Raw genomic sequence first — 24,637 nt, 5'->3', positions numbered from 1 at the left:
TTGACCCTGCGTTACCCGCTGTTGCGCTGCGTACGCAGTTTGGCGAAATAGTCCAGCCGTTTTTTCAACTCACGCTCGAACCCACGTTCGACCGGTTGATACAGCACAGGCCGCTTTATCGTCTCGGGGAAGTAGTTCTGACCCGAGAACCCATCTTCTGCATCGTGGTCATAGGCGTAACCGTCGCCATAGCCCTGATCCTTCATCAACGAGGTAGGCGCGTTCAGGATATGCTTCGGCGGCGGCTCACTGCCCGATTGCTTCGCCAGGCGCATCGCGGCCTTGTAGCCCACATAGGCCCCGTTCGATTTCGGGGCCAGCGCCAGATAGACCAGCGCCTGCGCTAGCGCCAACTCTCCCTCGGGGGAGCCGAGCCGTTCGTAGGTCTCCCACGATTGCAGACAGATCGCCTGCGCCTGCGGGTCGGCCAGACCGATATCCTCAACCGCCATGCGGGTGATCCGACGGGCCAGATAGCGCGGGTCTTCGCCCCCGGTCAGCATCCGCGCAAACCAATAGAGCGCCGCGTCTGGGTCCGAACCACGCACCGATTTGTGCAAGGCCGAGATCAGGTTGTAATGCTCATCGCCGGATTTGTCGTATTTCGCCGCGCGCCGCATCAAACGCGTCGACAACGCATCCGGGTCAAGCGGTGCGTCAACCTTCCATGCCGCAACCTGTTCGATCAAGTTCAACAAGGCCCGCCCGTCGCCATCTGCCATCTCGTGCAGTGCATCACGTGCGGCAGGCGTCAGGGGCAGCGCTTTGCCCAGTTCTTTCTCGGCCCGCTGGGTCAGACGTTCCAGATCGGCAAGGCTCAACCGCTCCAGTACCAGAACTTGCGATCGGCTCAAAACCGCGGCGTTCAACTCGAACGACGGGTTTTCGGTCGTGGCCCCGACCAGCAGGATCGTCCCGTCCTCCATATGGGGCAAAAACCCGTCCTGCTGCGCTTTGTTGAAGCGGTGGATCTCATCCACGAACAGCAACGTCCCCTGCCCGTTCTGGCGCCGGATTTTCGCGGCCTCAAACACCTTCTTCAGGTCCGGCACACCAGTAAAGATCGCGCTGATCTGAACGAAATGCAGATCGGTTTCCTGCGCCAGCAACCGCGCGATGGTCGTTTTCCCAACGCCCGGAGGTCCCCAGAAAATCAGGCTGGACAGGCTGCCTGAGGCCAGCATCACCCCCAATGGCGCGTCTGGGCCCAGAACCTGCTCTTGCCCGATCACTTCGGCCAGCGTTTGCGGACGCAGGCGATCCGCCAAAGGGCGGTGCGGGTTCGCGGCAGGCTCGGCCGCCCCGGTGTCGAACAGATCGCTCATGCGCTACAGCCGGAATCGCAGGGACAGGCTGCGGCCGCCACGTTGGATCAGCATGTTGATCCTGCGCCCCGGATCGGTCAGCGCGCGCACCACGTCCTGCGGGCGCGCGATGTCTGAGCCATTGATCGCCTCCAGAACGTCGCCGACACGCAGACCAGCGCGGGCGCCATATGGGCCGGGGTCATAAACAACGACACCGGACTGGGACAGTTTCAGCCCCAGATCAATGATCACAGCCGGGTTGACGCCCGAGACGGTCAGTTCGGGCAGTACGGTGCTTTCATCCAAGGTCGTCTTTTCAGCATCCGGCGTATCGGGCGCACGGATCAGCGCCACTTCAACGTCGTCGCTTTCCTCACCGCGCAGCCGAGTCAGAACGGATGTGCCTCCGACGCCCGCCACGGACATGCGGAACTTCATCTCGGCCGGAGAGTTCACCTCATCCCCGTCCACATGGGTAACCACATCGCCAACCCGCAATCCGGCCTCGGCCAGAGGGCTGAGGTCGTGCAAGTCGGAGATCACCACGCCCATAGGGATCACCAGACCCAGAGACTCGGCGATGTCGGCGCTCATATGCTGGCCGCTCATACCCGCCCAGGGGCTGACAAACGTGTCATTGCCGGCTTGCGCCTGCCGCAGGAACTCAGCCACCAGATTGGCGGGGATGGCGAAACCGATCCCGTTCGAACCACCAGATCGCGTCAGGATCGAGGTGTTGATCCCGATCAGGTCACCATTCACGTCAATCAAGGCGCCACCCGAATTTCCTGGGTTGATCGCCGCATCAGTCTGAAGAAAATAGCCGCGCGCGTTCCCGGTCGCCGTGCCAGTGCGCGCCAATCCCGATATAATGCCCGAGGACACCGTCTGCCCGATCCCGAACGGGTTACCGATCGCCAAGGCCAACTCGCCCACCTCAACGTGATCCGAATCGCGCATGTTCAGGAAGGGTAGGTCCTGAGCCTCTTCCAGCCGCAGGATCGCGATATCGCTTTCTTCGTGACCCAAAACCACCTCGGCCGTAAATTCGCGCCTGTCAGTCGTTACCACACGGATTTCAGTGGCCGAGCCGACCACGTGGTAATTCGACACCACATAGCCATCCTCGGACAGGATCACGCCCGACCCGAGCGAGTTCTGGACCCGCTGCTGTGGCTCTCCAAATCCGCGGCCAAAGAAATCCTGAAAGAACGGGTCCGAGAATAACGGTCGCGAGCGCCCCTGCCGCACGATTTTGGCATAGATGTTTACAACCGCAGGCGCGGCCTCTTTCACTACGGGGGCAAAACCAAGCGAGATTTCGGCTTGGGATTGAGGGACGCGCGTCTCGGCATGGGCGACCGATGCCATGGCGACCGAAACAGCGATGAAAATCCAGCGACGCATGAAGAACCTCAATCCAGTAAAGCCCTCTGGATATGCGCCGAGCGGATCGTCAATGCAAGAAGGCCAGTCGTCAGCCTTTTGCGCCTTCGTCAAAAAACGGTGTCATCTGCGCGACAATGACGGCGTTCTCGTCCAGTGCCCGCTGCATCAGGGCGCGTTCATCAGGGTCGATGTCATGCCCCTGCGCCTCGCGCTCGGCCAATGTGCCATAGCCGGTCACGTCCAGAGGGGCCGTGTCGGCCTGTTTCAGGATCGCAACCGTCTCACGCACGGCCTCGGCCTCATCCACGCCACTGGCAAAGCACATCAGGGCCGCTCCGGTCGCGCCGTCTGGCAGGCCATCTCCCTCCTTGCGGCCGATCTGAACGAGCAGGGTGTAGACTTGCTGACGAGAGGGTTTCTTTTGTTTTTCCATGCAGGGGGCCATAGTCCTGCACCCTTGCACGGTCAAGCATTTGCATGGGGCGGACAACTCTGCATAGTGGTATTTTCACAAGCCAATAGGGATGTTTGATGACCTTTCCAGATTTCATTGCCGACTTTCCCAGCCTGGACGTTCCCTTCCCCGAGGACGTCGTGCAAACAGCCGTGATCCGCTCTGATGCCGGGCTGGTGGCGTTTTTCACTTTCCTGAAGGATTTTGAACTGCCGATGCACGCCCACAAGGCCCAATGGGGCACTGTCATCGAAGGCGAGGTAGAACTAACCATAGGGACTGAGACCCGAATCTATCGCCCTGGCGACAGCTACTCCATTCCGGACGGGGTCGAACATGGCGGTAAGATCAAGGCAGGCTCACGCGTGATCGACGTGTTTGAAGAGCCGGACCGCTATCCAGTCAAAGCCTAGCAAAAAAGGCCGCAGCACTGGGCTGCGGCCAATCGTTTTGATAAAGTGCGCTTAGTCACGCAGCAGCTCGTTGATCCCGGTTTTCGAGCGGGTCTTTTCGTCCACCCGTTTCACGATCACCGCGCAATAGAGGCTGATGTTGTTCTTAGACGGCATCGAGCCTGCAACGACCACGGAATAGGGCGGAACCTCACCATAGGTGACTTCGCCGGTCTCACGGTCGACGATCTTGGTCGATTTGCCGATGAACACACCCATGCCCAGAACCGAGCCTTCGCGCACGATGCAGCCTTCGACCACCTCAGAGCGCGCGCCGATAAAGCAATTGTCTTCGATGATGGTGGGGCCAGCCTGCATCGGCTCCAGCACGCCGCCGATCCCGACGCCGCCCGACAGGTGCACGTTTTTGCCGATCTGCGCGCAGGAGCCGACGGTCGCCCATGTATCCACCATGGTGCCTTCGTCGACATAGGCGCCGAGGTTCACGAAGGACGGCATCAGCACTGCGCCCGGCGCGATATAAGCCGACTTGCGCACAACGCAGTTGGGCACGGCACGGAAACCGGCGGCCTTCCAGTTGTCTTCGCTCCAACCGGCGAACTTGCTGTCCACCTTGTCCCACCAACCACCGGCCTGAGGGCCACCGGTCTGAATTTCCATGTCCTTGATACGGAAGCCCAGCAGAACCGCCTTCTTGGCCCACTGGTTTACATGCCAGTCACCGCTCTCCAGCTTTTCGGCAACGCGCAATGCGCCGCTGTCCAGCGCGTTCAGCGTGTCTTCGATGGCTTCGCGCTGTTCGCCAGTGGTTGCGGGCGTGATCGTATCGCGCGCCTCCCAGGCGGATTCGATGGCGGCTTCCAGTTGCGCATTGGACATTGGGCGTCTCCCTACAGAATCTGTTCGTGTCGGTGTGGCCTATACGAAAGCCAAGCCCACGGCGCAATGCGACGAACAGGGGCTCTTTTGCGGCGGAATCGTCCGGCCCTCAGCTGGCGCGGCGGATATGCCGGATCAAGATGGTCGTTGCGGCGCCAAGATCCTTGTGTTTCAGCGCCTGAACAATCGCCAAATGATCCTTATCGACGCGCTGCCTCCACTTGGGTCGCCAATGGGCAAACAGATGGCGCGCGCTGGCGATATGCAGGTCATCAATCGTGTGCAGCAGACGCGGCATGCCGCAGGGCGTCAGGAGCGCCCGGTGAAAGACCCGGTTGCGCATTTCCCAGTCGGGCATGGTCTGCGCCTCGTCACAAGCGATCCGCGCCTCATCCATGCACTTCACATCGCCGGGTGTCATGTTCTGCACGGAATGCTGCAAGGCCAAAGGCTCAAGCACCACGCGCATTTCGACCACTTCGCGAACCTCGGCCGGGTCGAGAACAGCGACACGCATACCGCGCCGCGGTTCGCTTTTGGCAAGGCCATGCCCCTCGAGCCGAAGCAGAGCCTCGCGCACGGGGACATGGCTGGTCTCAAAGGCTTTGGCGATGTGATCCTGGCGCAGCTTCTCGCCGGCGTTCAGATCACCGGTGATGATCTGTTGCCTGAGATTTTCGTAGATTGTATCGGCAATCGTGGCGCTCATGAATTATAGATAAAATTCTCAACCTGTTTTCACAAGGCGATAATTCAGCCTGAAAAAGGGTCTGGCGCAATGTTCCCGCCGCAGACCAGAACGGCGACGCGTTCGCCCGGCTCTGGCGTGTAGGCCCCCGACATCAGCGCCGCCAAGGCGGCCGCTCCGGCAGGTTCGACAAGGATGCGATGCGCTTGCCACAATACGCGCTGCGCCTCAGATATGGCCTGATCGGATACCAGCACCGACTCCATACCCTGCGCCAGTTCAAAACAGATCGACCCGATCCGCCGCGCGCCCAGCGCGTTGGCCGCAACGCCGGAAACCGACACGTCTACTGGCTCACCAGCCTGCAAGGCGGCGTTTAGAGCGCATGAAGTTTCAGGCTCGACCGCGACAACCTTGCGTGCGCCTTGAAACCAGGCCAGAGCGCCCGCGATCAGGCCGCCGCCTCCGACGGCGATCAGGACGGTATCGGCCTGCAAGCCCTGCGCCTCCCATTCGGCAAAGCAGGTGCCCTGCCCGGCGACCGTGGCAGGTGCATCATAGGCGTGGATCTGCATTGCGCCGGTCTTGTCCTCATGCGCCTGCGCCATCGCCAGCGCGTTGGCATATTCGCCGGGCACAACGCTCAGATCCGCGCCGATCTGTTCGATCAGGGCAATCTTGGACGGGCCCGCGATCTCTGGCACAAAAATCTTGGCCGGATGCCCTAGCGCACGCGCCGCATAAGCCGCCGCCGCCCCGTGATTACCGCCCGAGGCCGCCACAACACCTGCTTGTGGCACCTCCATGCTCAGCAGCGTGTTGAACGCGCCGCGCGCCTTGAAGCTGCCAGTGTGCTGCATATGCTCTAGCTTCAGCTCGATCGGATAGCCGAGAATATGGCTCTTCATAACCGGGGTAATCTGTGCGTGACCGGCAATGCGTTCTGCTGCCGCCTGAATTTCCGTCTTCCAATCCATTCTTGTCTTTCCGTGACTGGCACTCTGCCCGCGAACCCTATAGCTGTTTGTCAAACACGCAAGCAGGGATCGTTCACCAATGAGAGAAGACCGCCACAGCCCTTTCCGCGACGCGCAGACCGACCGCTCGACCGCGAGCGAGGTGCCGGACACGCCACAAACGCGGTCTCCGGCCTATCGTCTTGCCTTCGCAGATGAGGAATTCCTGTGCCGAGATGAGCTGCGCCCGGTGCGTCTACAGCTGGAACTGCTGAAACCCGAGATGATCATGAGCGAGCGTGAGATCACCTCGACCATCGTCATGTTCGGCGGCGCGCGCATTCCGGAACCTTCTCAGAAACACACCGCGCGCACCGAAACGCTAGCCGCTCTGTCCCAGTATTATGATGAGGCGCGCGAGTTCGCGCGGCTGATGACCGAGAAGTCGAACGAGACGGGCTGCCGCGAAAATGTCATCGTCACGGGTGGCGGCCCCGGCGTGATGGAGGCCGGAAACCGCGGCGCTCAGGATGCGGGTGGGTGCTCCATCGGTCTGAACATTGTTCTTCCGCATGAACAAGCGCCGAACCTTTATGTGACGCCGGACCTCAGCTTCAACTTCCACTATTTCGCCATCCGCAAGATGCACTTCCTGATGCGCGCCCGCGCCATCACCATCTTCCCCGGCGGCTTCGGCACGATGGATGAACTGTTCGAGTCCCTCACTCTGATCCAAACGGGGCGGATGGAGCGTGTGCCATTCCTGCTATTTGGTCGCGAATTCTGGGAGAAGGTCATCAATTGGTCGGCACTGGCCGATGCGGGCACGATCTCGGACGAAGACCTCGATCTGTTTCGCTTTGTCGACACCGCGCAAGAAGCGGTTGAGATCATCGACAACTGGGAACCCGCCCCGCCACGCGACGCCATTCCGGGACGCTGAGCCATGGCTCACAAAACCGGAGAAATGCTTCATCTGCGTGGCAACGCTTTGGAAAAAGGCGAACCAGTCGCCCTGCCGCTAACACAAAGCAGCATGTACCACCTGCCCGGCCTGCCGGATGGGCATGCCACCTATGGCCGCGTCGACAACCCGACATGGGTGCATCTGGAACATGTACTGTCCCATCTTGAGGACGCGCCCTGCCTCAGCTTCCCCTCGGGCATGGCGGCTATCTCGGCCGCTTTGTTTGCAACCGTTCAGGCCGGGTCGCGCCTGTTGATCCCCTCGGATGGCTACTACGTGACGCGCCTGCTGGCGGACAGGTTCTTGTCCCGACTAGGCGTTGTGGTCGAAGAACGGCCGACCACAGGCTTTGCCGACGTAGGTTTTGAGGGCTTCGACGTAGTCTTCGTCGAAAGCCCTTCGAACCCCGGCCTCGACATGATTGACCTTGCGGATGTGGCCAAACAGGTTCGCGCTGCCGGAGGCATCACCATTGCCGACAATACGACCCTGACACCGCTGGGCCAGCGGCCGTTGGATCTGGGTATCGACGTGGTCGTGTCCTCGGACACCAAAGCCATGGGCGGGCACTCGGACATGCTGATGGGCCACGTCGCCAGCCGCGACGCGCAGATCATGGAGCGGGTCGAGGAATGGCGCCGCGTCTCAGGCTCAATTCCCGGACCACACGAAGCATGGCTTCTGCATCGCGGGCTCGAGACTCTGGACGTGCGTTTTGATCGCATGTGCGCCTCGGCCCAGGTGCTGGCTGAGCGCCTGGCAGCGCATCCGGCCGTCAAGCACATCCGCTATCCCGGCTTGTCGGACGATCCGTCCCACGCGCTGGCGCAAGCTCAGACCACGCGGTTCGGGTTCCTGCTCTCGCTGACGCTGGAAAGCGAGGACAAGGCCGAGGCCTTCATCAACACCTGCCCTCTGCTGCGGCCCGCCACGTCTTTCGGCGGCGTTCACAGCTCGGCCGAGCGCCGCGCGCGGTGGGGTGACGCTGTCGACCCCGCCTTCATCCGCCTTTCGGTCGGGTGTGAGCCGGTTGATGAGCTTTGGCAGGCGTTCGAGGCCAGCCTGAACGCGCTCTGACTATTTCTTCGCTTCGCGCAGTTCTTTGAACACGTAGATCGGCAGCACCACGCTGGCGATCAACGCCCCCAGCCAGACCAACAGCGTTGCGGCCAGCAGGTTGGAAACACCCCCAACCGTCAGCCCCGAGGCAATCAGGTCGGTGACCAGGAGACCCACAAAGGTCACGATCAACGCGATCCCACCCTTCAGGGCCGGCGCCTTCTTTTCCCCCAGTTTCAGGATCAGCGGCTCGGCAATCACCTGAACGACGGTGAACACAAGAACCACAACGATGAATGAGATCGGCTTGATGGCAAAGCCGTTCAAAATGAGCGACGCCAGCAACAGGCCGATGGCATTCCCGGCCAGCAGGGCCAGAGCGGATTTGATTCTGCGCGACATTCAGGCTCTCCGTGTATGAACAGGTACAGACATGCAGATATTATCAAACCTGTAGGATTTTTCGAGCCAATTCAATTGCCTCTTCCTTTTGGTCGGTTGAAATCGCATGATAAAACACATTCATAAAGATCAGACCGACCCACATCCGCGAGAGGTGAGATGAGCGACGATCCCTATTCCGTCCTCGGCGTCGCCAAAGACGCCAGTGCCGCCGAGATCAAGAAAGCCTATCGGCGCATCGCCAAGGAATGCCACCCGGACCTCAAACCCGGTGATGCCGAGGCCGAGGCCAAGTTTAAAGCCGCCGCCGCTGCTTACGATCTGCTGAAAGACCCTGAAACCCGTGCCCGCTATGACAATGGCGAGATTGACGCTTCGGGTCAGGAGCGCCCTCAACAGCAATATTATCGCGACTATGCCGAGGCCGCCGGAAACCCCTATCGCGGACGGCAGACGGACCCGGATGACATGTCAGACATCTTCGCCGAATTCATGCGCGGCCGCGGTGGGTTTGGCGACCAGCGCACGCAGGAATTCCATGCGCCGGGTCACAATCTGAATTACTCGCTACAGATCAGCTTTCTGGATGCCGTGTTTGGGGCCAGCCAAAAGCTTACCCTGCCCGATGGCAACCGGATCGAGGTTAAAATCCCGGCGGGTATCACCACGGGTCAAACCATCCGGCTGCGAGGCAAGGGCGCTCCTGGCTATGGTGAGGGGCCTCCGGGGGATGCGCTGGTCACGATTTCGGTCGCGGACCATCCGCTGTTCGACCGGCAAGGGGATGACATCCACATCACATTGCCGATCACCATCGATGAGGCTGTTCTGGGCGGCAAAGTGCCAGCCCCAACGATAGACGGTGGCGTCAACGTCACCGTCCCGGCCGGCACCAGCAGCGGCAAAACCCTGCGCCTGCGGGGTAAGGGAGTCAAAAAACGCGGCTCGTCCGAGCGGGGGGATCAACTGATCGAACTCACCGTCGCCCTGCCCGACCAGATCGACGACGACCTCAAGCAATTCATGGAAACATGGCGCGACGCCCATCACTATGATCCTCGGAAAGGAATGCCGTCATGACCCTGACCGAAGAGGAACTGATCGAAACCATCACTCGCCTGACCTCGGACCGCCTAACCGAATACCTGGCCGCCGAGATCGTGATCCCCGAGCAATCAGATCAAGGCGTGGTCTACCACAGCATCGACGTCGCCCGGCTGGAACTGGCCTGCGAACTGCACGAGCAATACGATATGGAGGCCGATGCCTTGTCGATGATGATCTCTCTGATCGACCAGATGCACGGGCTACGCGCTGAACTGCGTGAGGTTCTGAACGCGGTCGAGGCGCAACCCGAGCCGGTCCGGCAAAACCTGATCGAGGTCATCGGAACCGCCCGCTTTCGTCGCTGATAGGTCTAAAGCGTTTTGCGTTTTACCTGAGGCAATATCATCGAAATGCGCGTTCGACCGGAGGGAGAGGCAGCGTATTTCGATTCAAGTCAAACGCAAAGCGATCTACTCACCTTTGATCTGGTAGTCCTCGGGAACGTAGAAGGTGTAGTCCCTGTCGGCCACTTGCACGTGGCAGTCATGGCAATAGGCCACAGCCCCGGCCCGATCGCCCAGATTGTCGCCAAACAAAGACCCATCGGGCAGCACCATGATGTAGCGCCAGTCTGCCGTCTCAGGGTTGGCGCCTTGGGCCAGTTTCTCCATCACGAACATCGCACCGGGGTAGATCTTGCCCTCATCGGTCACCGTCATGCTGTCCTTGGCCAGAACCGAGCCCATGGGCAAAACTTCACCCGGTTGCAGGGTTCCGTAGTTCAGCGCCATGCGGTTGGCATAGCTGTTCACGAACCGTTGCCCGTGTGTTGCCGAGATATAGGGCGCATCATTGAAAAGTGGCCAGCTTTGGTAGTTCAAAATGAGATCCAGCTGAGAAGTCGCATAGCCACGGGCCATACGTTTCGACAGCGCGCGATAATGCGCGTTGGCTTCGTCCTTGCTCAGCTCGGCCGGATTTTCGATGGCCAGATGGGCATCGGGGTCTTCTGCAAAAGCACTCGCTGCGTAGAGCGTGGCAAAAAGGCCTGCAAGTGCAATGGTTTTCAATTTACTTCGAGGTTGTTCAATCATTTGGGGCTCACCTGAAATATCAGTTTGCCTATATGCCGCGCGTAGCGAAGAAATAAGCTCGCGGCCAAAAAAGTCCCGGCGTTTCAAGGGAAAGCCGAGCGTCCGAAACAGGAACGGACGCCCTAACACATAGCAAATATTGAAGACAAAATCAGCACCGGAAACATTAAGTTTACCGCCGCAACCCTTGGCAGAAGTGGCTTAGCTACCGCTCAACCCGGCCTCGGCCTCGATCTGTTTACGCGATTTGCGTGCACGCTCGGTTGCCGATTTCAACTGACCACAGGCCGCCATGATATCCTCGCCGCGCGTCTTGCGGATGGGTGAAGCATAGCCGGCCTGATAGATGATATTCGCAAAGGCCCGGATACGATTGTTCGAGCTGCGCTTGTAGGGCGCACCGGGCCATTCGTTGAACGGGATCAGGTTGATCTTGGCCGGGATCCTATGGCGCTTGATGTGGTCGATCAGACGATGCGCGTCTTCATCGCTGTCATTCACACCATCCAGCATCACGTATTCGAACGTGATCCGCTCGGAGTTCGAGACATTGGGGTAGCTGGCCAGCGCCTGCAGCAGTTCTTCGATGTTCCAGCGCTTGTTGATCGGCACCAGCACGTCGCGGGTCTCATCTGTGGTGGCGTGGAACGAGATCGCCAGCAGGCAGCCAATCTCTTCGGCCGTGCGCGCGATTTCCGGCACCACGCCGCTCGTCGACAGAGTGATCCGGCGGCGCGACAGGGAAATTCCTTCGGGGTCCATGGCGATCTTCATCGCGTCGCGGACGTTTTCGAAATTGTAGAGCGGCTCACCCATGCCCATCAGAACGATGTTCGACAGCAGGCGCGTCTCATCCTTCGGCGCACCGGGGGTCGGCCATTCCTCAAGATCATCGCGGGCCATCATCACCTGGCCCACAATCTCGGCCGCAGTCAGGTTGCGCACCAGTTTCTGCGTGCCGGTATGGCAGAACGAGCAGGTTAGCGTACACCCCACCTGAGACGAGATACACAGCGTACCACGATCCTCTTCAGGGATGTAAACGACCTCGACCTCGTGCCCGCCCGCAATACGACACAGGTATTTGCGCGTGCCGTCTTCGGACACCTGACGGGTGACCACTTCGGGAATTTCGATCACAAAGCTCGCGGCCAGTTGCGCGCGATAGGCTTTGGCCAGGTTGGTCATCAGTGCGAAATCACGCACGCCCCATTGGTAGATCCACTGCCAGATCTGGCCGGTCCGCATCTTGGCCTGCTTTTCCGGCGTGCCATGTTCGATCAGAGTCGCGCGGAGCTGATCGCGAGTCAGGCCGACAAGGTTCACCTTCCCCTCAGGCAGTTTGCGGGGGATGGTCATGACGTCTTGAGTGATCGGCGCTTTGGGCGACATTTGGGTACCTACTGGGCGTATCTCAGGTCGATTCCGGATTGGAATGCGCCTCTATATAGGATCGCGCGCAAAGATCAAAAGGAATCGTATTGACCCTTACGCGCTTTTGTCGCCGGATCAGACTCCTGCAGGAGGGATAAAGCAATCCTCGGCATCCAGCGTTTTAACCGGATCTTCAGGCCCGCATTCCTCACCTGTAATCGGGTAGGTTTCAGGCTCTTTTTCACAAGCCGCCAGAACCAGTGAAGAAGCCAACATCAGTGTGATCAGAGTTTTGTCGAACATATTTAGACATCCTTTGTTATTACTGAACAAATTAGTTCAGATGCCAACAGGATGTGCTTTGATACGGATCAAGCTTTCTGAATATTTGGTAGAATTACGCGAGAAGCCGCAAAATAGACGGGCCGCATGTTATCGCGACCCGACAGATCAGTTGGTGCAGCGGGTCTCTGCGTCTTCGATCGCGGCGGTGAAGCCCAGCAGAGAGAACGTGTCCTTGGTTTGCGTCCCGCGTTCCGAGCGTGCGGTCAGCACAGCCTCGGTCCCGCGCTTCATCGCGGTGACGATCTTGGCATCGTCCTGAGCAGTCGCCGGCCAGGCCCACTCGCCCTCGGTAAACAGTTCGAATTCAGACCCGTCTACAACCAAGTTCACCGTGGAACCGGCCGCAAAAGGGTAGCCGCCGGTAAAGGTCACTTGCCCTTTGACCTCGGCATTGGGGCGATAGAAGACAAACAGCAAGATATCGCTGCGGCGCACGGAAACGACACGTCCACCACGTGTATTGACAGTTTCCTTGGGGGCCGAAACGCTCCAGCATTCGGTGGGATCATCTTCGACAAAAACGCTCCAATCCGTTTTCGCCGCGACGCGGTTTGTACTTGTCCCCTGCTGTGCGATTGCAGTTGTGGCCATACCCGCCACACACAGACCCGCAAGCACGCGGGTAAGCATTGATCCCATTTGTCCAGCCTCCTAGCTCGACCTTCTACCTCATACCCATCGGAAAGCCATGCGAACCCTGCCAGTTCGTCTTGGAAACGTTGCGCATTCCGATGATTGTCGACATACACACACTAACGCAGGTTTCGCCACAGGCGAAAGGGCGATTGGCAGAATTTTGCGCATAAATCCGGAGGTCCAGATGACACAGCCCATCCCGATGACAGAACTGTGGCGCGGCGATCTGTTGGAAAGCCTGCATCTGGGCCATGCAGTGGTCTGCGATGACACCGGGCAGATCGTGCAAAGCTGGGGCGATCCGAACGCAGTGATCTATCCACGCTCCTCGGCCAAGATGATCCAGGCTTTGCCTTTGGTCACGTCGGGCGCTGCGACAAAATACGGGCTGAACTCGGAACATCTGGCGCTGGCCTGCGCCTCGCATAACGGGGCCGCCATTCACACGGATCGCGTCTCGGCCTGGCTGGACCATCTGGGTCTCACCGAGCATGATCTGCGCTGCGGCCCGCAAGAGCCCGCCGACATCGCCGCGCGCGACCGGCTTATTCTGGCCGACGATACGCCGTGCCAGATCCACAACAATTGCTCGGGTAAACATTGCGGTTTTCTGACCTTGTCTCAGCATATGGGGGCCGGACCGGAATATCTTGAGATCGACCACCCCGTTCAACAAGCGTGCCTGTCTGCCATTGAGGAAACAACCGGCGAGACCAGCCCCGGCTACGGCATCGACGGTTGCTCGGCCCCGAATTTCGCAACCTCACTGGTGGGGCTTGCGCGCTCCATGGCGTGGTTTGCCTCAGCCGCTGATCGGTCGGACCGGTCAAGCGATGCGGCGCAGCAACTGACCGCCGCGATGATCAAGCACCCAGAGCTTGTCGCGGGTGAAACCCGCGCCTGTACCGAATTGATGCGCGCGATGAACGGTCGCGCTGCGATCAAGACCGGGGCCGAGGCCGTCTTTGTGGCTATCCTGCCGGAAAAACGCATGGGTGTCGCGCTGAAGATCACCGACGGCACCACCCGCGCCAGTGAATGCGCCATCGCCGCCATTCTGGTCAGCCTCGGGGTGTTGGAGGCTGATCACCCGGCCACGCGCAAATTCATGAATGCAACGCAATACAGCCGCCGAGGGCTGGAATGCGGTGTCATCCGACCCGCGCCGGGCTTTCCGAACTAAGGCAGCTACATCTCGATTTCGTGGATTTCCGCCACTTCGACCGAGCCAGATCCGTTGACGACCATCGGGCAGCCTTTGGCCATCTCGGTCGCGGCATCCATGTTGTCGGCTTTGATCACCGTGAAGCCAGAGGCCGGGTTCGCCCCGCCATTGTCGACAACGCCGCCGTTGCTGACGGTATAGGATTGGCCCACCGGGTTTCCCGGGATATCCAAAGCCTCGCCCATGTTTTGAAACCACGCGCCCCATGCGGCCATGGTTGCTTCGATTTCTGCGGGGTCAGTTGGGGTGTGGCCCCCGTGATAAACAAATAGATATTGGGGCATTTTGTTCCTCCCTGAATGAAATCTATTGGCACTGCGCTTCGAGTTTGCGCAGCGAGGATGTCCAGCCTGTGTTGTGGTTCTCAGCTGCCTCGGCGTCGGCGAACTCGCGGTGATCAATAACAAGTCGGGCGCCGGTTTCGGTTGCCGCTATCGAGAAAGTCACGTGGCTTTCCGACCCGCGTTGATCCTGATCGTCATGCCAACCCCACGTGAAGCCAACCGAGTGCGGTGGATCAACATGCGTGACATGCCCCGAAACCTTGAATTGCTGCCCATCGCTGTTCTCCATCACCGAAAACCATGGGCCGGTTCTGGAAAAATCCAGATTGTGATCCGGCACATGCATGCCTTCCGGCCCCCACCACTTCAGCAGTTTCGAGCCATCTGTCACCCAAACAAAAAGGTCTTCTGGGCTGACGGGAAAGTCCCGCTCCAATTTCAGGTCGGCCATGAATTTTCCCTTTCCAAAATGTCACCCAAACGATCCAGACTGCTTTCCCAGAACTGCCGTTTCGAGATCGTCCACTCGGCAATCGAACGAAGGCCTTCGGAGTGGACGGAATACAGCCTCTGGGTGCCCAGCACGCGTTGTTGCACCAATCCGGCCTGTCGCAGCACCTTCAGGTGGCGCGAGATTGCGGCACCTGACATGCCTTTGCCTTCGACCAGGTCTCCGGCGGGCAGTTCACCGCCTTCCATCAGTTGCTCGACGATGGCAAACCGAGTGCGGTCAGATAGTGCGGAAAAGGCTGTAATAAGATCGGTCATGATTCTTATTTAACACAAATGTTAAATTTAGGAAAGCCTACCTTTTGTCAGCGCCAATCAGGAAAATTGGCCGATCCTCTTCTTTTCGTGTATATGTGAAAAGGTTCATAGACCTGCTCCAAAGACACAAGTTACGGTGTTATGTGTGAGTTTAATAAGTTGTTTTATTTTAGGAGGCTTGAGATGCGCTTCGCGTCCACTTCATTGTTTATCGCCTGTACCCTTGCTGTTGCAGGCTGTGCGTCCCCTTGGTCACAGACTGAGACTGTCACCCCGGCTGCAACCGCCGCTCAACCAACCCCAGCGGCGGCGGTAGCGACAACTCCCGCGCCTGCGCCCACAACGACGGCGGCAGTAGCCCCTGCAGCAGCCCCCGCGGTGACCCCGACGGCCGTTTCATCGACAGCGCCTCAAAATGCGTATGACCGCGACGGCGGAGATGGTGGTGGTGGCGGTGGTGGCGGCGGTGGTGGAGACGGCGGCGGCGGCGGTGGCGGCTGGGGCGGTTAAGCCGGAGACGACACCACATGCTTAAGCTTGGGTCTAAAACTGGTCGGCGCCATTTACTAGCAGCTGCGTCTATCCTGACGATTTGCGCAAGCGGCCTCAGCGCGCAGTCCTCGTCGGCAACCAGCGCCAACAGCAGGGTTGCGATCGTCATCGGCAATCAGGACTACACGAGCGTTGGCGACCTGACCAATGCCAGAAAAGACGCCGAAGACATTGCGGACATGCTGCGAGACTTCGATTTCCAAGTCTTCGACGGCTATGACCTGACCAAACGCGAGTTTGAAGAGCTGATCCGCACAGCGGTTCTGAACATCCCAGATTCCGCAGATGTTCTGTTCTACTATGCGGGTCACGGCATTCAGATCGGGCGGCGAAACTATTTGCTGCCCGTGGATGCCAAGTTTGAAAGCGTCTATGATGTGCCGCTGGCAACGATGACGCTGGATCGTGTGATTGACACCCTATCCGCCCGCAGCGCGGCCCATGTCGCCATTCTGGACTCGTGCAGGGACAATCCGTTTCAAGACCTCAGATTGGCGGCCGATCTGGACGCCAACCTTTTTGAGACCCGCGAAGGGTTCGACGTCTTCAAAACGCCGTTGAATTCTCTGGTGGCCTATTCAACCTCGCCCGGTGCGGTGGCCAGTGATGGCGAAATCGGCCACAACAGCCCCTATACGGCGGCCGTTCTGGAAACCGCCCAATCCTCTCCGTTTGAGAATATCCAACAGCTGTTTCCGGTCATACGCGAACGGGTTCACACCAAAACCTCGGGGCAGCAGATCCCCTGGGAAAGCTCGACACTGGTGCGCCCGTTCTATCTGGCACAGCAAAAGGTCGAGGTTGAACCTGAGGCGCTGCAGGATGGCGCCCCCCAATCCCTATCGCTCAGCTATCAGTTCGACAAATCCGTCCCGCTGTCCCAAAGCCTGAGCCAAGCGCTGGGAAGGGATATCTTAGATGTGCGGGTGACGGAAACCCCTGACCGGGGTGCTGTCAGCGCGAACGACACATCTCTGACCTATACACCCCAGATCACGGACACACGTGCCGTCGACCTGCCCAAAACCGATTTTGCCGATAGTTTTGCGGTCGAGGTCGTAACCGCCGATCAGACGCGACAGACGGTTGAGGTCTCTCTGGAATTGGGGATGAACACCTGCGATCTCGAAGCGGGGGACGCGCTGGATCTTAATGGCGTTGGCGTGTTTCGCCTGCCGAATGAGCTGGATATCACCAAAGGTCTGGCCGCCTGTTCGCAAGCGGTCGAGGACTATCCGGAAAACGCGCGGTTCCAGTATCAACTAGGCCGTTTGCAACAAGCCGCAGGCAATGTGCCAGGCGCCTTTGAGAGTTTCACGAGTGCTGTAGACGGCGGGCATATCCGCGCCAAATACGCTCTGGCAACTTTGTTGGATACACAGCGCATCGACCGCGCGGTCACCAAGACCCCTTATGACCCGGACAAAGCGCGCGCCCTGCTAGAAGAGGCCATCTCCCAGCAAGACCCCTATGCCATGCACCGGCTGGGCCAACAACTACTGCGCAAAGGTGAAACGACCGAAGAGAAAAACCGCGGCTTCGAGCTGTTGGAACGGTCGGTCGAGCTTGGACATACCTATTCGATGAATGAACTGGGCATGTATTTCCTGCGTGAAAACTCGGAACGCTATATCCCCGAGCGTGGTTTGCGATATCTCCGCGCTTCCGAACTACGGCAGGACATCTATGGGTACGACAATCTGGCCTATGTCTCGCTGAATGGTCTGGGCGGCAATCCGGTCGATTTCGATAAGGCGGAGTCCTACTTTCTGGCGGCAGCCCAAGGCGGGCACCCAACCGCTCCGGCAAGTATCGCCCGCATGATCATGCGGGACCAGCTACAGGGCCGGCCTCGCACTGAGGCTTTGGCCTGGTACGATACATCGCTGGAACGCGGTGATGCCTGGGGCGGTGCGAACGGAGCCTTTATCATTCTGGACGGTCAGGTACCGGGTAAAGGTCCCGCTGACGCCGCGCTCAGGGCGGCCAAAGCAGCCCTGCTGCCGAATGAGGAACCTGCCGCGCAGGCTCAATCGCAACTCGACAGCCTCTCGCGCGGGGATCTGGATCGGGCTTTGCAACTGGCGCTGAACGAACTTGGGGAAAATGTTACCGTCGATGGCCAAGTCGGCCCGGCGACTCTGACTGCGCTGGAGAATATCAGCGCAAAGTTCGGAGTTCCGGTTCCTTATGCCGCCGCCAGCGATCCAAAGGCCCGGCTGTTGCTGGCCGCGCGTGTGTACTGGGCGCAGAATCCGGTGCGCTTTGACTTGTTCTAAGCGACTTTAGCCGCTGAAATCAGCCTTGCTGTAGCCCTGAATGTAAAGCAGGGCCGTCAGGTCTCCGTGATTGATCCGCACGTCGCACTCAGCCGCAACCGAGGGCTTCGCGTGCAGTGCAACGCCGGTTCCGGCCCGCCCCAACATGCCCAGATCGTTAGCTCCGTCGCCAACCGCGATCACGTCGCCCTCGGACAAGCCGAGCGTTGCGGTGATCCGCTCCAGCGACTCCACCTTGGCCTGCCGCCCTAGGATCGGGCGCTGCACATCGCCCGTTAGATGCCCATTCTCGGTCAACAGAGTGTTCGCCCGGTTCTCATCAAACCCCAACTGCTCTGCCACGCGGGCCGTAAACGCGGTGAACCCGCCCGAGACCAAGGCCGCATAGCCGCCAGCCGTGCGCATGGTCGCCACCAATTCGCGCCCGCCGGGCATGAGGGAGATCCGTGTGTTCAGAACATGGTCAATGACCGCCTCGTCCAGCCCTTTCAACAGGCCGACCCGTTCGATCAGCGCGCCTTCGAAGTCCAGCTCACCATTCATCGCGCGGGCGGTGATGTCCTTGACGCGCTCACCCACGCCCGCCTCATCCGCCAACTCATCAATGCATTCCTGCTGGATCATGGTGCTGTCCATATCCGCCAGAAGCATTTTCTTGCGCCGCCCCTCGGATGGCTGAACGACCAGATCAACGCTCATCTCTTGCAGATCGGCCCAGACATCCCAGCGATTGTCTGGCATCTCGGGCAGCCTGAACTCGGCCGCCTCACCGGTGTTGAGCCACGTGACCTCACCTCCGCCCCACGCATTTCGCAGCGCGTCCACCATCGGGACCTCAAGCGAGGGTGTGGTGGGATTTGTCAGCAAGGTGGCAACGTACATGGCAGGTCTCCGGCAATCTGCATAGCGCATATCGCAGGTGCAGCATTTTCGCCAGAGTTGGTTGGAAATATCTGGCAAACGGGGCTTTACGGTCCCGGTTTTCCCAGCCAGATTCAGCCCGCGACGCACAGAAAGGAACACCGAATGGCCAACCCGCTTTATGATCGTCTGTTTGGCATTCACGCTGGGAAATCCACGCCGTTCCTGCATCTGCCCGACGGTCAAGTTCTGACCCACGCCGCCTTTCTCGACATGGCCGCGCGGCTGGCCAACGCGCTGACCGGGCTGGAGCTTGAGCCCGGAGACCGCGTCGCCGTTCAGGTCGAAAAATCGCCTGAGGCGCTTGCCCTCTACGCCGCATGCGCGCAGACCGGGCTGATTTTCTTGCCGCTCAACACCGCCTATACGACCACCGAGCTGCAGTATTTCATCGAAAACAGCGGCGCGAAGCTAGTGGTCTGCGATATCGCGAACGAGGCTGGCCTGACCCCGATTGCCCAAGCGCAGAACGCCCATCTTGCAACTCTGAACGCCGATGGCAATGGCAGCCTGATGCGCCGGGCGCTGGGGATGCTACCTGCGTTTGAACCTGTCAGCCGATCCGAGGATGATCTGGCCGCGTTCCTTTATACTTCGGGCACCACGGGGCGGTCGAAAGGCGCGATGCTAACGCAGGCCAACCTGCTGTCCAATGCCGAAACTCTGGTGCAGGAGTGGCGCTTTACAAAAGACGATGTTCTTCTGCATGTGCTGCCGATCTTTCACACGCATGGGCTGTTCGTGGCGACCAATGTGATGCTGGCTTCGGGCGGGTCGATGATCTTTCTGCCCAAGTTCGATCAGGACGACATCCTGCGTCTGATGCCGGAGGCCACCTCGATGATGGGTGTGCCAACCTTCTACACTCGCCTGCTGGGCGATGACCGGTTTACCGGCGATCTGGCGCACCATATGCGGCTGTTCATTTCGGGCTCGGCCCCGATGCTGGCGGAAACTCATGAGCAGTTCGAGGCCCGCACCGGGCATCGTATCCTCGAACGCTACGGCATGACCGAGACCAACATGAACACCTCAAACCCCTATGACGGCGAACGCCGCGCCGGGACCGTCGGGTTCCCTCTGCCGGACGTCGAGCTGAAAGTCACGGACCCCGAAACCGGCGCGCTGCTGCCACACGGCGAGATCGGCATGATTGAGGTGCGCGGTCCGAACGTCTTCAAGGGCTATTGGCAGATGCCCGAGAAAACCGAGGCCGAGCTGCGCGAGGACGGGTTCTTTATCACTGGCGATCTGGGTCGGGTGGACGAGGATGGCTATCTCCATATCGTCGGCCGTGGCAAAGACCTGATCATCTCGGGCGGCTACAACATCTACCCTAAGGAAATCGAGCTGTTGTTGGATGACCAACCCGGCGTTCTGGAAAGCGCGGTCATCGGCGTGCCGCACCCGGATTTTGGCGAAACCGTGCTAGGCATTCTGGTGCCTCAGCCCGAACAAGCCCTTGATCTGGATGCCATTCTAGCGCGCGTTCAGGATCAACTGGCCCGGTTCAAACATCCGCGCAAACTGATCGTGCTGGATGAGCTACCCCGCAACACCATGGGCAAGGTGCAAAAGAACGCCCTGCGCGCGACCTATAAAGACAGCTTTATACAAGGCTGACCCGGCCCTTTTCAGTCAACTCCCAACAGGTGCGGCCTTCGAAGACAACGACACTGGCCGGGCGTCCATACCCCGCGCCGGTATCCAGGTTCACGCGATTGCCGCAATACGTCACCCGGTCGACCGGAGTATGGCCATGGACGATCAGCTTGGGATGCGGCGCGGTATGTTTCAAAAACTCCTGCCGGATCCAGACCAGATCGTTTTCATCCTGCTGATCCAACGCGATACCGGGGCGGATGCCCGCATGAACGAAAGCCAGATCGGGTGTCTGGTGCATCAAGACCAGCCCCCGCAGGAACGCACGATGATCCTCGGGCACGGCCTGCAACGCCATGGCGTGCAGATCCTCAAGCCGGGTTTGTCCCTCGAACACGATACCATAGCTGGCAAGTGTTTCGACCCCGCCCAGACGCTCATGCAGCCAGTGGTAACCGACCAGAAGATGCGGATCATGGCGGGGGAAATCCTCTAGAAACCATGCAAACATACGGTCGTGATTACCCAGCAAAGTGATCCAGTCCCGCCCTTCGGCGCGTCCCGCGATCAAGCGGTCGAGAACACCCCGGCTGTCCGGCCCCCGGTCGGTATAGTCGCCCAGAAACACCACCTGAGCCTCAGGCCCGCCATCGCGGTCGATCAGAGAAAGGAGTCGGTCGAACTCGGCGCTCTGCCCGTGCAGGTCGCCAATGGCGTAGATCGGTTTGGTCATGAAAAGGTCTCTGCTGCTGTCACGGCAGTTTAGCGGCGAAAGTGCTGATAGCGCAATCAGGAACACCCGCGCCGGTCCTTGGCGCGGGTGTCAAATTGTTTGAAATGAAAAAGGGTGCCAATCAGGCGACGTCGAACTCCAGCGGTTTAATCTGCGTGAACAAGCCCGTTTCCGCCAGCTTTGCGCGCGCCTCGGCCGGGACAGGTTCGTCCACGTAAAGCAGCGCAATGGCCTCACCCCCCGCCTCAGACCGACCGAGTGTAAAGTTCGCGATATTGACGTCGTTCTCGCCCATGGTCTGACCCAGCGCACCGATGATGCCCGGCACATCCTCGTTGGTGGTGTAGAGCATATGCGCCCCGATCTCGGCGTCGATATTGATGCCTTTGATCTGGATGAAGCGCGGCTTGCCATCACTGAACACTGTCCCACCGATCGAGCGTTCGCGCTTGGTGGTCACGACGGTGACCTTGATGTAGCCCTCAAACGCACCGGACTTGTCCTGATTGGTGGTCGAGATCTTGATGCCACGCTCTTTGGCGACAACCGGCGCCGAGACCATGTTCACCTCGGGATTGAACTTCTTCATGATCCCCGCAACAACGGCGCAGTTCAGCGCAGCCAGGTTCATTTCGGCGGCCACACCATCGTAGAGGATGTTGATCGCCTGCACCGGCTCATCGGTCATCTGGCCGATGAAGCTGCCAAGATGGCCCGCCAGTTTGATCCACGGGCCCATGACCTTGGCCTCTTCAGCCGTCACGCTGGGCATGTTAAGCGCGTTTTCCACCGCACCGGTCAGCAGATAGTTCGAGATCTGCTCCGCCACCTGCAGCGCCACGTTCTCCTGCGCCTCGGTCGTTGCCGCGCCAAGGTGAGGCGTGCAGACCACGTTGGGCAGGTTGAACAGAGCGTTTTCTTTCGCCGGCTCTTCGCTGAACACGTCAAACGCCGCGCCGGCAACATGGCCCGATTGCAGTGCCTCGGCCAGCGCGTCTTCGTCGACCAGACCACCGCGGGCACAGTTGATGATCCGCACGCCCTTCTTGGTCTTCGCAAGGTTTTCTCGGCTCAGGATATTGCGGGTCTGATCGGTCAGCGGAACATGCAGAGTGATAAAGTCAGCGCGGGCCAGCAGCTCGTCCAGCTCGACCTTTTCAACACCCATCTGCGCGGCTTTCTCTTCACCCAGATAGGGGTCATAGGCCACAACCTTCATCTTCAGGCCAAGCGCGCGTTCACAAACGATGCCGCCGATATTGCCCGCCCCGATCACGCCGAGGGTCTTGTTGGTCAGCTCGATGCCCATGAACTTGGACTTTTCCCACTTACCCGCATGGGTCGAGGTGCTGGCCTCGGGTATCTGCCGCGCCACTGCGAACATCATCGCAATCGCGTGCTCAGCGGTGGTGATCATGTTGCCAAAGGGCGTGTTCATCACGATCACACCCTTCTTCGACGCTGCATCCTTGTCGATATTGTCGGTCCCGATCCCGGCACGACCGATCACTTTCAGTTTGTCGGCTTTCTCCAGAATGGTCGGTGTAACTTTTGTGGCCGAACGGATGGCAAGGCCGTCATACTGACCGATCACCTCGGCCAGTTTGTCTTTGTCCTTACCCAGATCGGGCATGAAATCCACGTCGATGCCGCGATCGCGGAAAATCTGCACGGCGGTTTCGCTGAGCTTGTCAGATACGAGTACTTTGGGGGCCATATTCTCTGGTCCTTGAATTGTATGGAAGGTCCGGGCCTTGGACGGCCCGGTGAAAAGTCAGGCAGCCTCCGACTGCGCCGCGATCTCGGCCTCAAAGGCCCATGCCAGCCATGGCAGCATCGCCTCGATGTCCGAGGTCTCGACCGTACCACCGCACCAGATGCGCAGGCCCGCAGGCGCGTCGCGATAGGCACCGATGTCCAAAGCGATATTCTCGGCCTCAAGCCGTTTGGCCACGGCTTTCGCGAATGCAGCACCGTCCTGAATGCGCCCATCTGTGAATTTCAGGCAGACCGAGGTGTTCGATTGCGTCGCCGCATCCTCGGCCAGATTGGCGATCCAGTCGTTCTGGTCGCAGAAGGCATGCACCGCAATGGCATTGGCATCGGCACGAGCGATCAGCCCCTGCAACCCACCAACTGAGCGCGCCCAATCCAGCGCAAACAGGTAGTCCTCGACGGCCAGCATCGAGGGCGTGTTGATCGTAGCCCCGGTAAAGATACCGTCGATCAGCTTGCCGCCTTTGGTCAGGCGGAAAATCTTCGGCAGTGGCCATGCGGGGGTATAGCTTTCCAGCCGCTCAACGGCACGGGGCGAAAGGATCAGCATCCCGTGGGCCGCTTCGCCACCCAGCACTTTCTGCCAGCTGAAGGTGGTCACATCCAGCTTGTCCCATGGCAAATCCATTGCAAACGCCGCCGAGGTCGCATCACAAATCGTCAGGCCCTGACGATCATCGGCGATCCAGTCGCCATTAGGAACCCGCACGCCCGAAGTCGTCCCGTTCCACGTAAACACCACGTCATTGGCGAAATCGACCGAAGCAAGATCAACGATCTGCCCGTAATCTGCTGTCTTCACCTCGGCATCTATCTTCAGCTGCTTGACCACGTCAGTCACCCAGCCCGCGCCGAAGCTCTCCCAAGCCAGCATTTCAACCTTGCGCTCACCCAGCAGCGACCAAAGCGCCATCTCAACCGCGCCGGTGTCCGACGCGGGAACAATACCGATCTTGTAGTCCGCTGGGATGCCCAGAATCTCACGCGTGCCTTCGATGGCCGCTTTCAGCTTGTCCTTGCCGACAGCAGCACGGTGTGAACGACCCAGCGCGGCATCGGCCAGTTTGGACAGATCAAATGTGGGGGGTTTGGCGCAGGGGCCCGAGGAAAAACGCGGATTCGCCGGCCGCGTCGCCGGTTGTTCAATGCTCATCTGTATTACCCTTCCAGATACACGCCCCTCGTTGGGGAGGGGTGTCCCACGGACAGAGCTATGAGGCCTTCGCAGACGCAGCAAGCGAAAAAGACGCTTTCACCGCAAAAAACGACACCAAAGATGAGCGCAAATAAGAACAGAGGTTTCCGATAAGCGAAAACCCCACCGATTTCGCGGCGGGGTCTTTTTGTTTATTCTGCGGCTTCTTCGTATGCTTCCATTGGAGGGCATGTGCAGACAAGGTTTCGGTCTCCGTATGCGTTGTCGACGCGGTTGACGGGGGACCAGTATTTGTCGACGCCCATGGAGCCCGGCGGGAAGCAGGCCTGTT

General features: G+C 59.5%; 27 protein-coding genes. 9 read left to right on the top strand and 18 right to left on the bottom strand.

The features are described 5' to 3' along the window. Window positions 1–11: 11 nt before the first annotated feature. The 3 genes from ACR0I8_RS21685 to ACR0I8_RS21675 all read right to left on the bottom strand — a co-directional run bounded on the left by ACR0I8_RS21685 (window position 12) and on the right by ACR0I8_RS21675 (window position 3,129). Entirely contained in the window at window positions 12–1,325 is a 1,314-nt protein-coding gene (locus tag ACR0I8_RS21685; protein WP_170662983.1) for a replication-associated recombination protein A, read from the bottom strand. Window positions 1,326–1,328: 3 nt separating this feature from the next. Further along, window positions 1,329–2,714 carry a trypsin-like peptidase domain-containing protein gene (locus tag ACR0I8_RS21680; RefSeq protein WP_170692988.1) on the bottom strand — a complete coding sequence of 462 codons (1,386 nt, stop codon included), beginning with the start codon at window positions 2,712–2,714 and terminating at the stop codon, window positions 1,329–1,331. 70 nt (window positions 2,715–2,784) lie between these two features. Further along, window positions 2,785–3,129, bottom strand: a complete 345-nt coding sequence (locus ACR0I8_RS21675; protein WP_170375977.1) for a hypothetical protein — start codon at window positions 3,127–3,129, stop codon at window positions 2,785–2,787. A gap of 98 nt (window positions 3,130–3,227) precedes the next feature. Between ACR0I8_RS21675 and ACR0I8_RS21670 the strand changes: the two genes are divergently transcribed. Then, entirely contained in the window at window positions 3,228–3,563 is a 336-nt protein-coding gene (locus ACR0I8_RS21670) for a cupin domain-containing protein (protein WP_170692986.1), read from the top strand. A gap of 51 nt (window positions 3,564–3,614) precedes the next feature. On the opposite strand, the gene dapD is transcribed toward ACR0I8_RS21670, so the two are convergent. The 3 genes from dapD to ACR0I8_RS21655 form a co-directional block, all read right to left on the bottom strand. Beyond that, window positions 3,615–4,442, bottom strand: a complete 828-nt coding sequence (dapD, locus tag ACR0I8_RS21665) for a 2,3,4,5-tetrahydropyridine-2,6-dicarboxylate N-succinyltransferase (protein ID WP_170637832.1) — start codon at window positions 4,440–4,442, stop codon at window positions 3,615–3,617. Between the two features lie 109 nt (window positions 4,443–4,551). Further along, window positions 4,552–5,151, bottom strand: coding sequence for a GntR family transcriptional regulator (locus tag ACR0I8_RS21660; protein WP_170692984.1), 600 nt, complete (start codon window positions 5,149–5,151; stop codon window positions 4,552–4,554). Between the two features lie 44 nt (window positions 5,152–5,195). Further along, complete coding sequence (locus tag ACR0I8_RS21655) at window positions 5,196–6,107, bottom strand: threonine/serine dehydratase (protein ID WP_170692982.1); 912 nt, start codon at window positions 6,105–6,107, stop codon at window positions 5,196–5,198. A 79-nt stretch (window positions 6,108–6,186) separates the two neighbouring features. On the opposite strand from ACR0I8_RS21655, the gene ACR0I8_RS21650 reads away from it, so the two are divergent. Together ACR0I8_RS21650 and ACR0I8_RS21645 are read left to right on the top strand one after the other, a co-directional pair. Next, window positions 6,187–7,029, top strand: a complete 843-nt coding sequence (locus tag ACR0I8_RS21650; RefSeq protein ID WP_170692980.1) for an LOG family protein — start codon at window positions 6,187–6,189, stop codon at window positions 7,027–7,029. A gap of 3 nt (window positions 7,030–7,032) precedes the next feature. After that, complete coding sequence (locus ACR0I8_RS21645; protein WP_170375989.1) at window positions 7,033–8,130, top strand: cystathionine gamma-lyase; 1,098 nt, start codon at window positions 7,033–7,035, stop codon at window positions 8,128–8,130. On the opposite strand, the gene ACR0I8_RS21640 is transcribed toward ACR0I8_RS21645, so the two are convergent. Next, the gene (locus ACR0I8_RS21640; protein ID WP_170644204.1) at window positions 8,131–8,514 is read right to left on the bottom strand and encodes a hypothetical protein; all 384 of its coding nucleotides are present in this window, start codon (window positions 8,512–8,514) and stop codon (window positions 8,131–8,133) included. 159 nt (window positions 8,515–8,673) lie between these two features. Here ACR0I8_RS21640 and ACR0I8_RS21635 point away from each other — a divergent pair, with 159 nt between their 5' ends. Together ACR0I8_RS21635 and ACR0I8_RS21630 are read left to right on the top strand one after the other, a co-directional pair. Beyond that, window positions 8,674–9,594: a J domain-containing protein gene (locus ACR0I8_RS21635; RefSeq protein ID WP_170692978.1), complete on the top strand. Its 921-nt coding sequence runs from the start codon at window positions 8,674–8,676 to the stop codon at window positions 9,592–9,594. Then, window positions 9,591–9,926, top strand: coding sequence for a hypothetical protein (locus ACR0I8_RS21630; protein WP_170692977.1), 336 nt, complete (start codon window positions 9,591–9,593; stop codon window positions 9,924–9,926). Before ACR0I8_RS21635 ends, ACR0I8_RS21630 begins: the two co-directional genes overlap by 4 nt. A gap of 105 nt (window positions 9,927–10,031) precedes the next feature. Here the strand turns inward: ACR0I8_RS21630 and ACR0I8_RS21625 are convergent, their stop codons facing one another. The 4 genes from ACR0I8_RS21625 to ACR0I8_RS21610 form a co-directional block, all read right to left on the bottom strand. Further along, the gene (locus ACR0I8_RS21625; protein ID WP_170692975.1) at window positions 10,032–10,655 is read right to left on the bottom strand and encodes a cytochrome P460 family protein; all 624 of its coding nucleotides are present in this window, start codon (window positions 10,653–10,655) and stop codon (window positions 10,032–10,034) included. 201 nt (window positions 10,656–10,856) lie between these two features. Next, on the bottom strand, window positions 10,857–12,047 hold the full coding sequence (gene rlmN / locus ACR0I8_RS21620; protein WP_170692973.1) for a dual-specificity RNA methyltransferase RlmN: 1,191 nt from the start codon (window positions 12,045–12,047) through the stop codon (window positions 10,857–10,859). A gap of 117 nt (window positions 12,048–12,164) precedes the next feature. Continuing rightward, window positions 12,165–12,332, bottom strand: coding sequence for a hypothetical protein (locus ACR0I8_RS21615; protein WP_170376001.1), 168 nt, complete (start codon window positions 12,330–12,332; stop codon window positions 12,165–12,167). A 147-nt stretch (window positions 12,333–12,479) separates the two neighbouring features. Further along, on the bottom strand, window positions 12,480–13,013 hold the full coding sequence (locus ACR0I8_RS21610) for an invasion associated locus B family protein (RefSeq protein WP_170376002.1): 534 nt from the start codon (window positions 13,011–13,013) through the stop codon (window positions 12,480–12,482). Between the two features lie 181 nt (window positions 13,014–13,194). On the opposite strand from ACR0I8_RS21610, the gene ACR0I8_RS21605 reads away from it, so the two are divergent. After that, window positions 13,195–14,193: an asparaginase gene (locus ACR0I8_RS21605; RefSeq protein ID WP_170692971.1), complete on the top strand. Its 999-nt coding sequence runs from the start codon at window positions 13,195–13,197 to the stop codon at window positions 14,191–14,193. 5 nt (window positions 14,194–14,198) lie between these two features. On the opposite strand, the gene ACR0I8_RS21600 is transcribed toward ACR0I8_RS21605, so the two are convergent. Genes ACR0I8_RS21600 through ACR0I8_RS21590 form a run of 3 tightly spaced genes read right to left on the bottom strand, consistent with a single transcriptional unit; the run spans window position 14,199 to window position 15,287 of the window. Beyond that, window positions 14,199–14,519 carry a YciI family protein gene (locus ACR0I8_RS21600; protein ID WP_170692969.1) on the bottom strand — a complete coding sequence of 107 codons (321 nt, stop codon included), beginning with the start codon at window positions 14,517–14,519 and terminating at the stop codon, window positions 14,199–14,201. A 22-nt stretch (window positions 14,520–14,541) separates the two neighbouring features. After that, on the bottom strand, window positions 14,542–14,970 hold the full coding sequence (locus ACR0I8_RS21595; RefSeq protein ID WP_170692967.1) for an SRPBCC family protein: 429 nt from the start codon (window positions 14,968–14,970) through the stop codon (window positions 14,542–14,544). Further along, window positions 14,958–15,287 carry a metalloregulator ArsR/SmtB family transcription factor gene (locus tag ACR0I8_RS21590; protein WP_170376012.1) on the bottom strand — a complete coding sequence of 110 codons (330 nt, stop codon included), beginning with the start codon at window positions 15,285–15,287 and terminating at the stop codon, window positions 14,958–14,960. Before ACR0I8_RS21590 ends, ACR0I8_RS21595 begins: the two co-directional genes overlap by 13 nt. Window positions 15,288–15,470: 183 nt before the next feature. Between ACR0I8_RS21590 and ACR0I8_RS21585 the strand changes: the two genes are divergently transcribed. After that, on the top strand, window positions 15,471–15,797 hold the full coding sequence (locus ACR0I8_RS21585; RefSeq protein WP_170692965.1) for a hypothetical protein: 327 nt from the start codon (window positions 15,471–15,473) through the stop codon (window positions 15,795–15,797). A gap of 17 nt (window positions 15,798–15,814) precedes the next feature. Further along, a complete protein-coding gene (locus ACR0I8_RS21580; protein ID WP_170692963.1) occupies window positions 15,815–18,118 on the top strand; it encodes a caspase family protein in 2,304 nt (767 codons plus the stop codon). A gap of 6 nt (window positions 18,119–18,124) precedes the next feature. On the opposite strand, the gene serB is transcribed toward ACR0I8_RS21580, so the two are convergent. Further along, window positions 18,125–19,000 (bottom strand): phosphoserine phosphatase SerB, encoded by an 876-nt coding sequence (gene serB / locus ACR0I8_RS21575; RefSeq protein ID WP_170692961.1) that lies wholly within the window; start codon window positions 18,998–19,000, stop codon window positions 18,125–18,127. Window positions 19,001–19,144: 144 nt separating this feature from the next. Here serB and ACR0I8_RS21570 point away from each other — a divergent pair, with 144 nt between their 5' ends. Further along, window positions 19,145–20,662 (top strand): malonate--CoA ligase, encoded by a 1,518-nt coding sequence (locus ACR0I8_RS21570; protein ID WP_170692959.1) that lies wholly within the window; start codon window positions 19,145–19,147, stop codon window positions 20,660–20,662. On the opposite strand, the gene ACR0I8_RS21565 is transcribed toward ACR0I8_RS21570, so the two are convergent. The 3 genes from ACR0I8_RS21565 to ACR0I8_RS21555 form a co-directional block, all read right to left on the bottom strand. After that, the gene (locus ACR0I8_RS21565) at window positions 20,649–21,374 is read right to left on the bottom strand and encodes a metallophosphoesterase family protein (protein ID WP_170692957.1); all 726 of its coding nucleotides are present in this window, start codon (window positions 21,372–21,374) and stop codon (window positions 20,649–20,651) included. The two genes, ACR0I8_RS21570 and ACR0I8_RS21565, sit on opposite strands and share 14 nt — an antisense overlap. A 121-nt stretch (window positions 21,375–21,495) precedes the next feature. Further along, entirely contained in the window at window positions 21,496–23,091 is a 1,596-nt protein-coding gene (gene serA / locus ACR0I8_RS21560; protein ID WP_170482243.1) for a phosphoglycerate dehydrogenase, read from the bottom strand. A gap of 57 nt (window positions 23,092–23,148) precedes the next feature. Continuing rightward, the gene (locus ACR0I8_RS21555; protein WP_170692955.1) at window positions 23,149–24,303 is read right to left on the bottom strand and encodes a phosphoserine transaminase; all 1,155 of its coding nucleotides are present in this window, start codon (window positions 24,301–24,303) and stop codon (window positions 23,149–23,151) included. Between the last annotated feature and the right edge of the window lie 334 nt (window positions 24,304–24,637).

This window comes from Ruegeria sp. BG9 (assembly GCF_056538305.1).
This window is presented reverse-complemented; position numbering and strand designations above follow the sequence as displayed.

Bases quoted from the DNA above. Each gene is read 5' to 3' on its own strand.
- ACR0I8_RS21685 (WP_170662983.1), bottom strand. From the start codon at position 1,325: ATGAGCGATCTGTTCGACACCGGGGCGGCCGAGCCTGCCGCGAACCCG.
- ACR0I8_RS21680 (WP_170692988.1), bottom strand. From the start codon at position 2,714: ATGCGTCGCTGGATTTTCATCGCTGTTTCGGTCGCCATGGCATCGGTC.
- ACR0I8_RS21675 (WP_170375977.1), bottom strand. From the start codon at position 3,129: ATGGAAAAACAAAAGAAACCCTCTCGTCAGCAAGTCTACACCCTGCTC.
- ACR0I8_RS21670 (WP_170692986.1), top strand. From the start codon at position 3,228: ATGACCTTTCCAGATTTCATTGCCGACTTTCCCAGCCTGGACGTTCCC.
- dapD (WP_170637832.1), bottom strand. From the start codon at position 4,442: ATGTCCAATGCGCAACTGGAAGCCGCCATCGAATCCGCCTGGGAGGCG.
- ACR0I8_RS21660 (WP_170692984.1), bottom strand. From the start codon at position 5,151: ATGAGCGCCACGATTGCCGATACAATCTACGAAAATCTCAGGCAACAG.
- ACR0I8_RS21655 (WP_170692982.1), bottom strand. From the start codon at position 6,107: ATGGATTGGAAGACGGAAATTCAGGCGGCAGCAGAACGCATTGCCGGT.
- ACR0I8_RS21650 (WP_170692980.1), top strand. From the start codon at position 6,187: ATGAGAGAAGACCGCCACAGCCCTTTCCGCGACGCGCAGACCGACCGC.
- ACR0I8_RS21645 (WP_170375989.1), top strand. From the start codon at position 7,033: ATGGCTCACAAAACCGGAGAAATGCTTCATCTGCGTGGCAACGCTTTG.
- ACR0I8_RS21640 (WP_170644204.1), bottom strand. From the start codon at position 8,514: ATGTCGCGCAGAATCAAATCCGCTCTGGCCCTGCTGGCCGGGAATGCC.
- ACR0I8_RS21635 (WP_170692978.1), top strand. From the start codon at position 8,674: ATGAGCGACGATCCCTATTCCGTCCTCGGCGTCGCCAAAGACGCCAGT.
- ACR0I8_RS21630 (WP_170692977.1), top strand. From the start codon at position 9,591: ATGACCCTGACCGAAGAGGAACTGATCGAAACCATCACTCGCCTGACC.
- ACR0I8_RS21625 (WP_170692975.1), bottom strand. From the start codon at position 10,655: ATGATTGAACAACCTCGAAGTAAATTGAAAACCATTGCACTTGCAGGC.
- rlmN (WP_170692973.1), bottom strand. From the start codon at position 12,047: ATGTCGCCCAAAGCGCCGATCACTCAAGACGTCATGACCATCCCCCGC.
- ACR0I8_RS21615 (WP_170376001.1), bottom strand. From the start codon at position 12,332: ATGTTCGACAAAACTCTGATCACACTGATGTTGGCTTCTTCACTGGTT.
- ACR0I8_RS21610 (WP_170376002.1), bottom strand. From the start codon at position 13,013: ATGGGATCAATGCTTACCCGCGTGCTTGCGGGTCTGTGTGTGGCGGGT.
- ACR0I8_RS21605 (WP_170692971.1), top strand. From the start codon at position 13,195: ATGACACAGCCCATCCCGATGACAGAACTGTGGCGCGGCGATCTGTTG.
- ACR0I8_RS21600 (WP_170692969.1), bottom strand. From the start codon at position 14,519: ATGCCCCAATATCTATTTGTTTATCACGGGGGCCACACCCCAACTGAC.
- ACR0I8_RS21595 (WP_170692967.1), bottom strand. From the start codon at position 14,970: ATGGCCGACCTGAAATTGGAGCGGGACTTTCCCGTCAGCCCAGAAGAC.
- ACR0I8_RS21590 (WP_170376012.1), bottom strand. From the start codon at position 15,287: ATGACCGATCTTATTACAGCCTTTTCCGCACTATCTGACCGCACTCGG.
- ACR0I8_RS21585 (WP_170692965.1), top strand. From the start codon at position 15,471: ATGCGCTTCGCGTCCACTTCATTGTTTATCGCCTGTACCCTTGCTGTT.
- ACR0I8_RS21580 (WP_170692963.1), top strand. From the start codon at position 15,815: ATGCTTAAGCTTGGGTCTAAAACTGGTCGGCGCCATTTACTAGCAGCT.
- serB (WP_170692961.1), bottom strand. From the start codon at position 19,000: ATGTACGTTGCCACCTTGCTGACAAATCCCACCACACCCTCGCTTGAG.
- ACR0I8_RS21570 (WP_170692959.1), top strand. From the start codon at position 19,145: ATGGCCAACCCGCTTTATGATCGTCTGTTTGGCATTCACGCTGGGAAA.
- ACR0I8_RS21565 (WP_170692957.1), bottom strand. From the start codon at position 21,374: ATGACCAAACCGATCTACGCCATTGGCGACCTGCACGGGCAGAGCGCC.
- serA (WP_170482243.1), bottom strand. From the start codon at position 23,091: ATGGCCCCCAAAGTACTCGTATCTGACAAGCTCAGCGAAACCGCCGTG.
- ACR0I8_RS21555 (WP_170692955.1), bottom strand. From the start codon at position 24,303: ATGAGCATTGAACAACCGGCGACGCGGCCGGCGAATCCGCGTTTTTCC.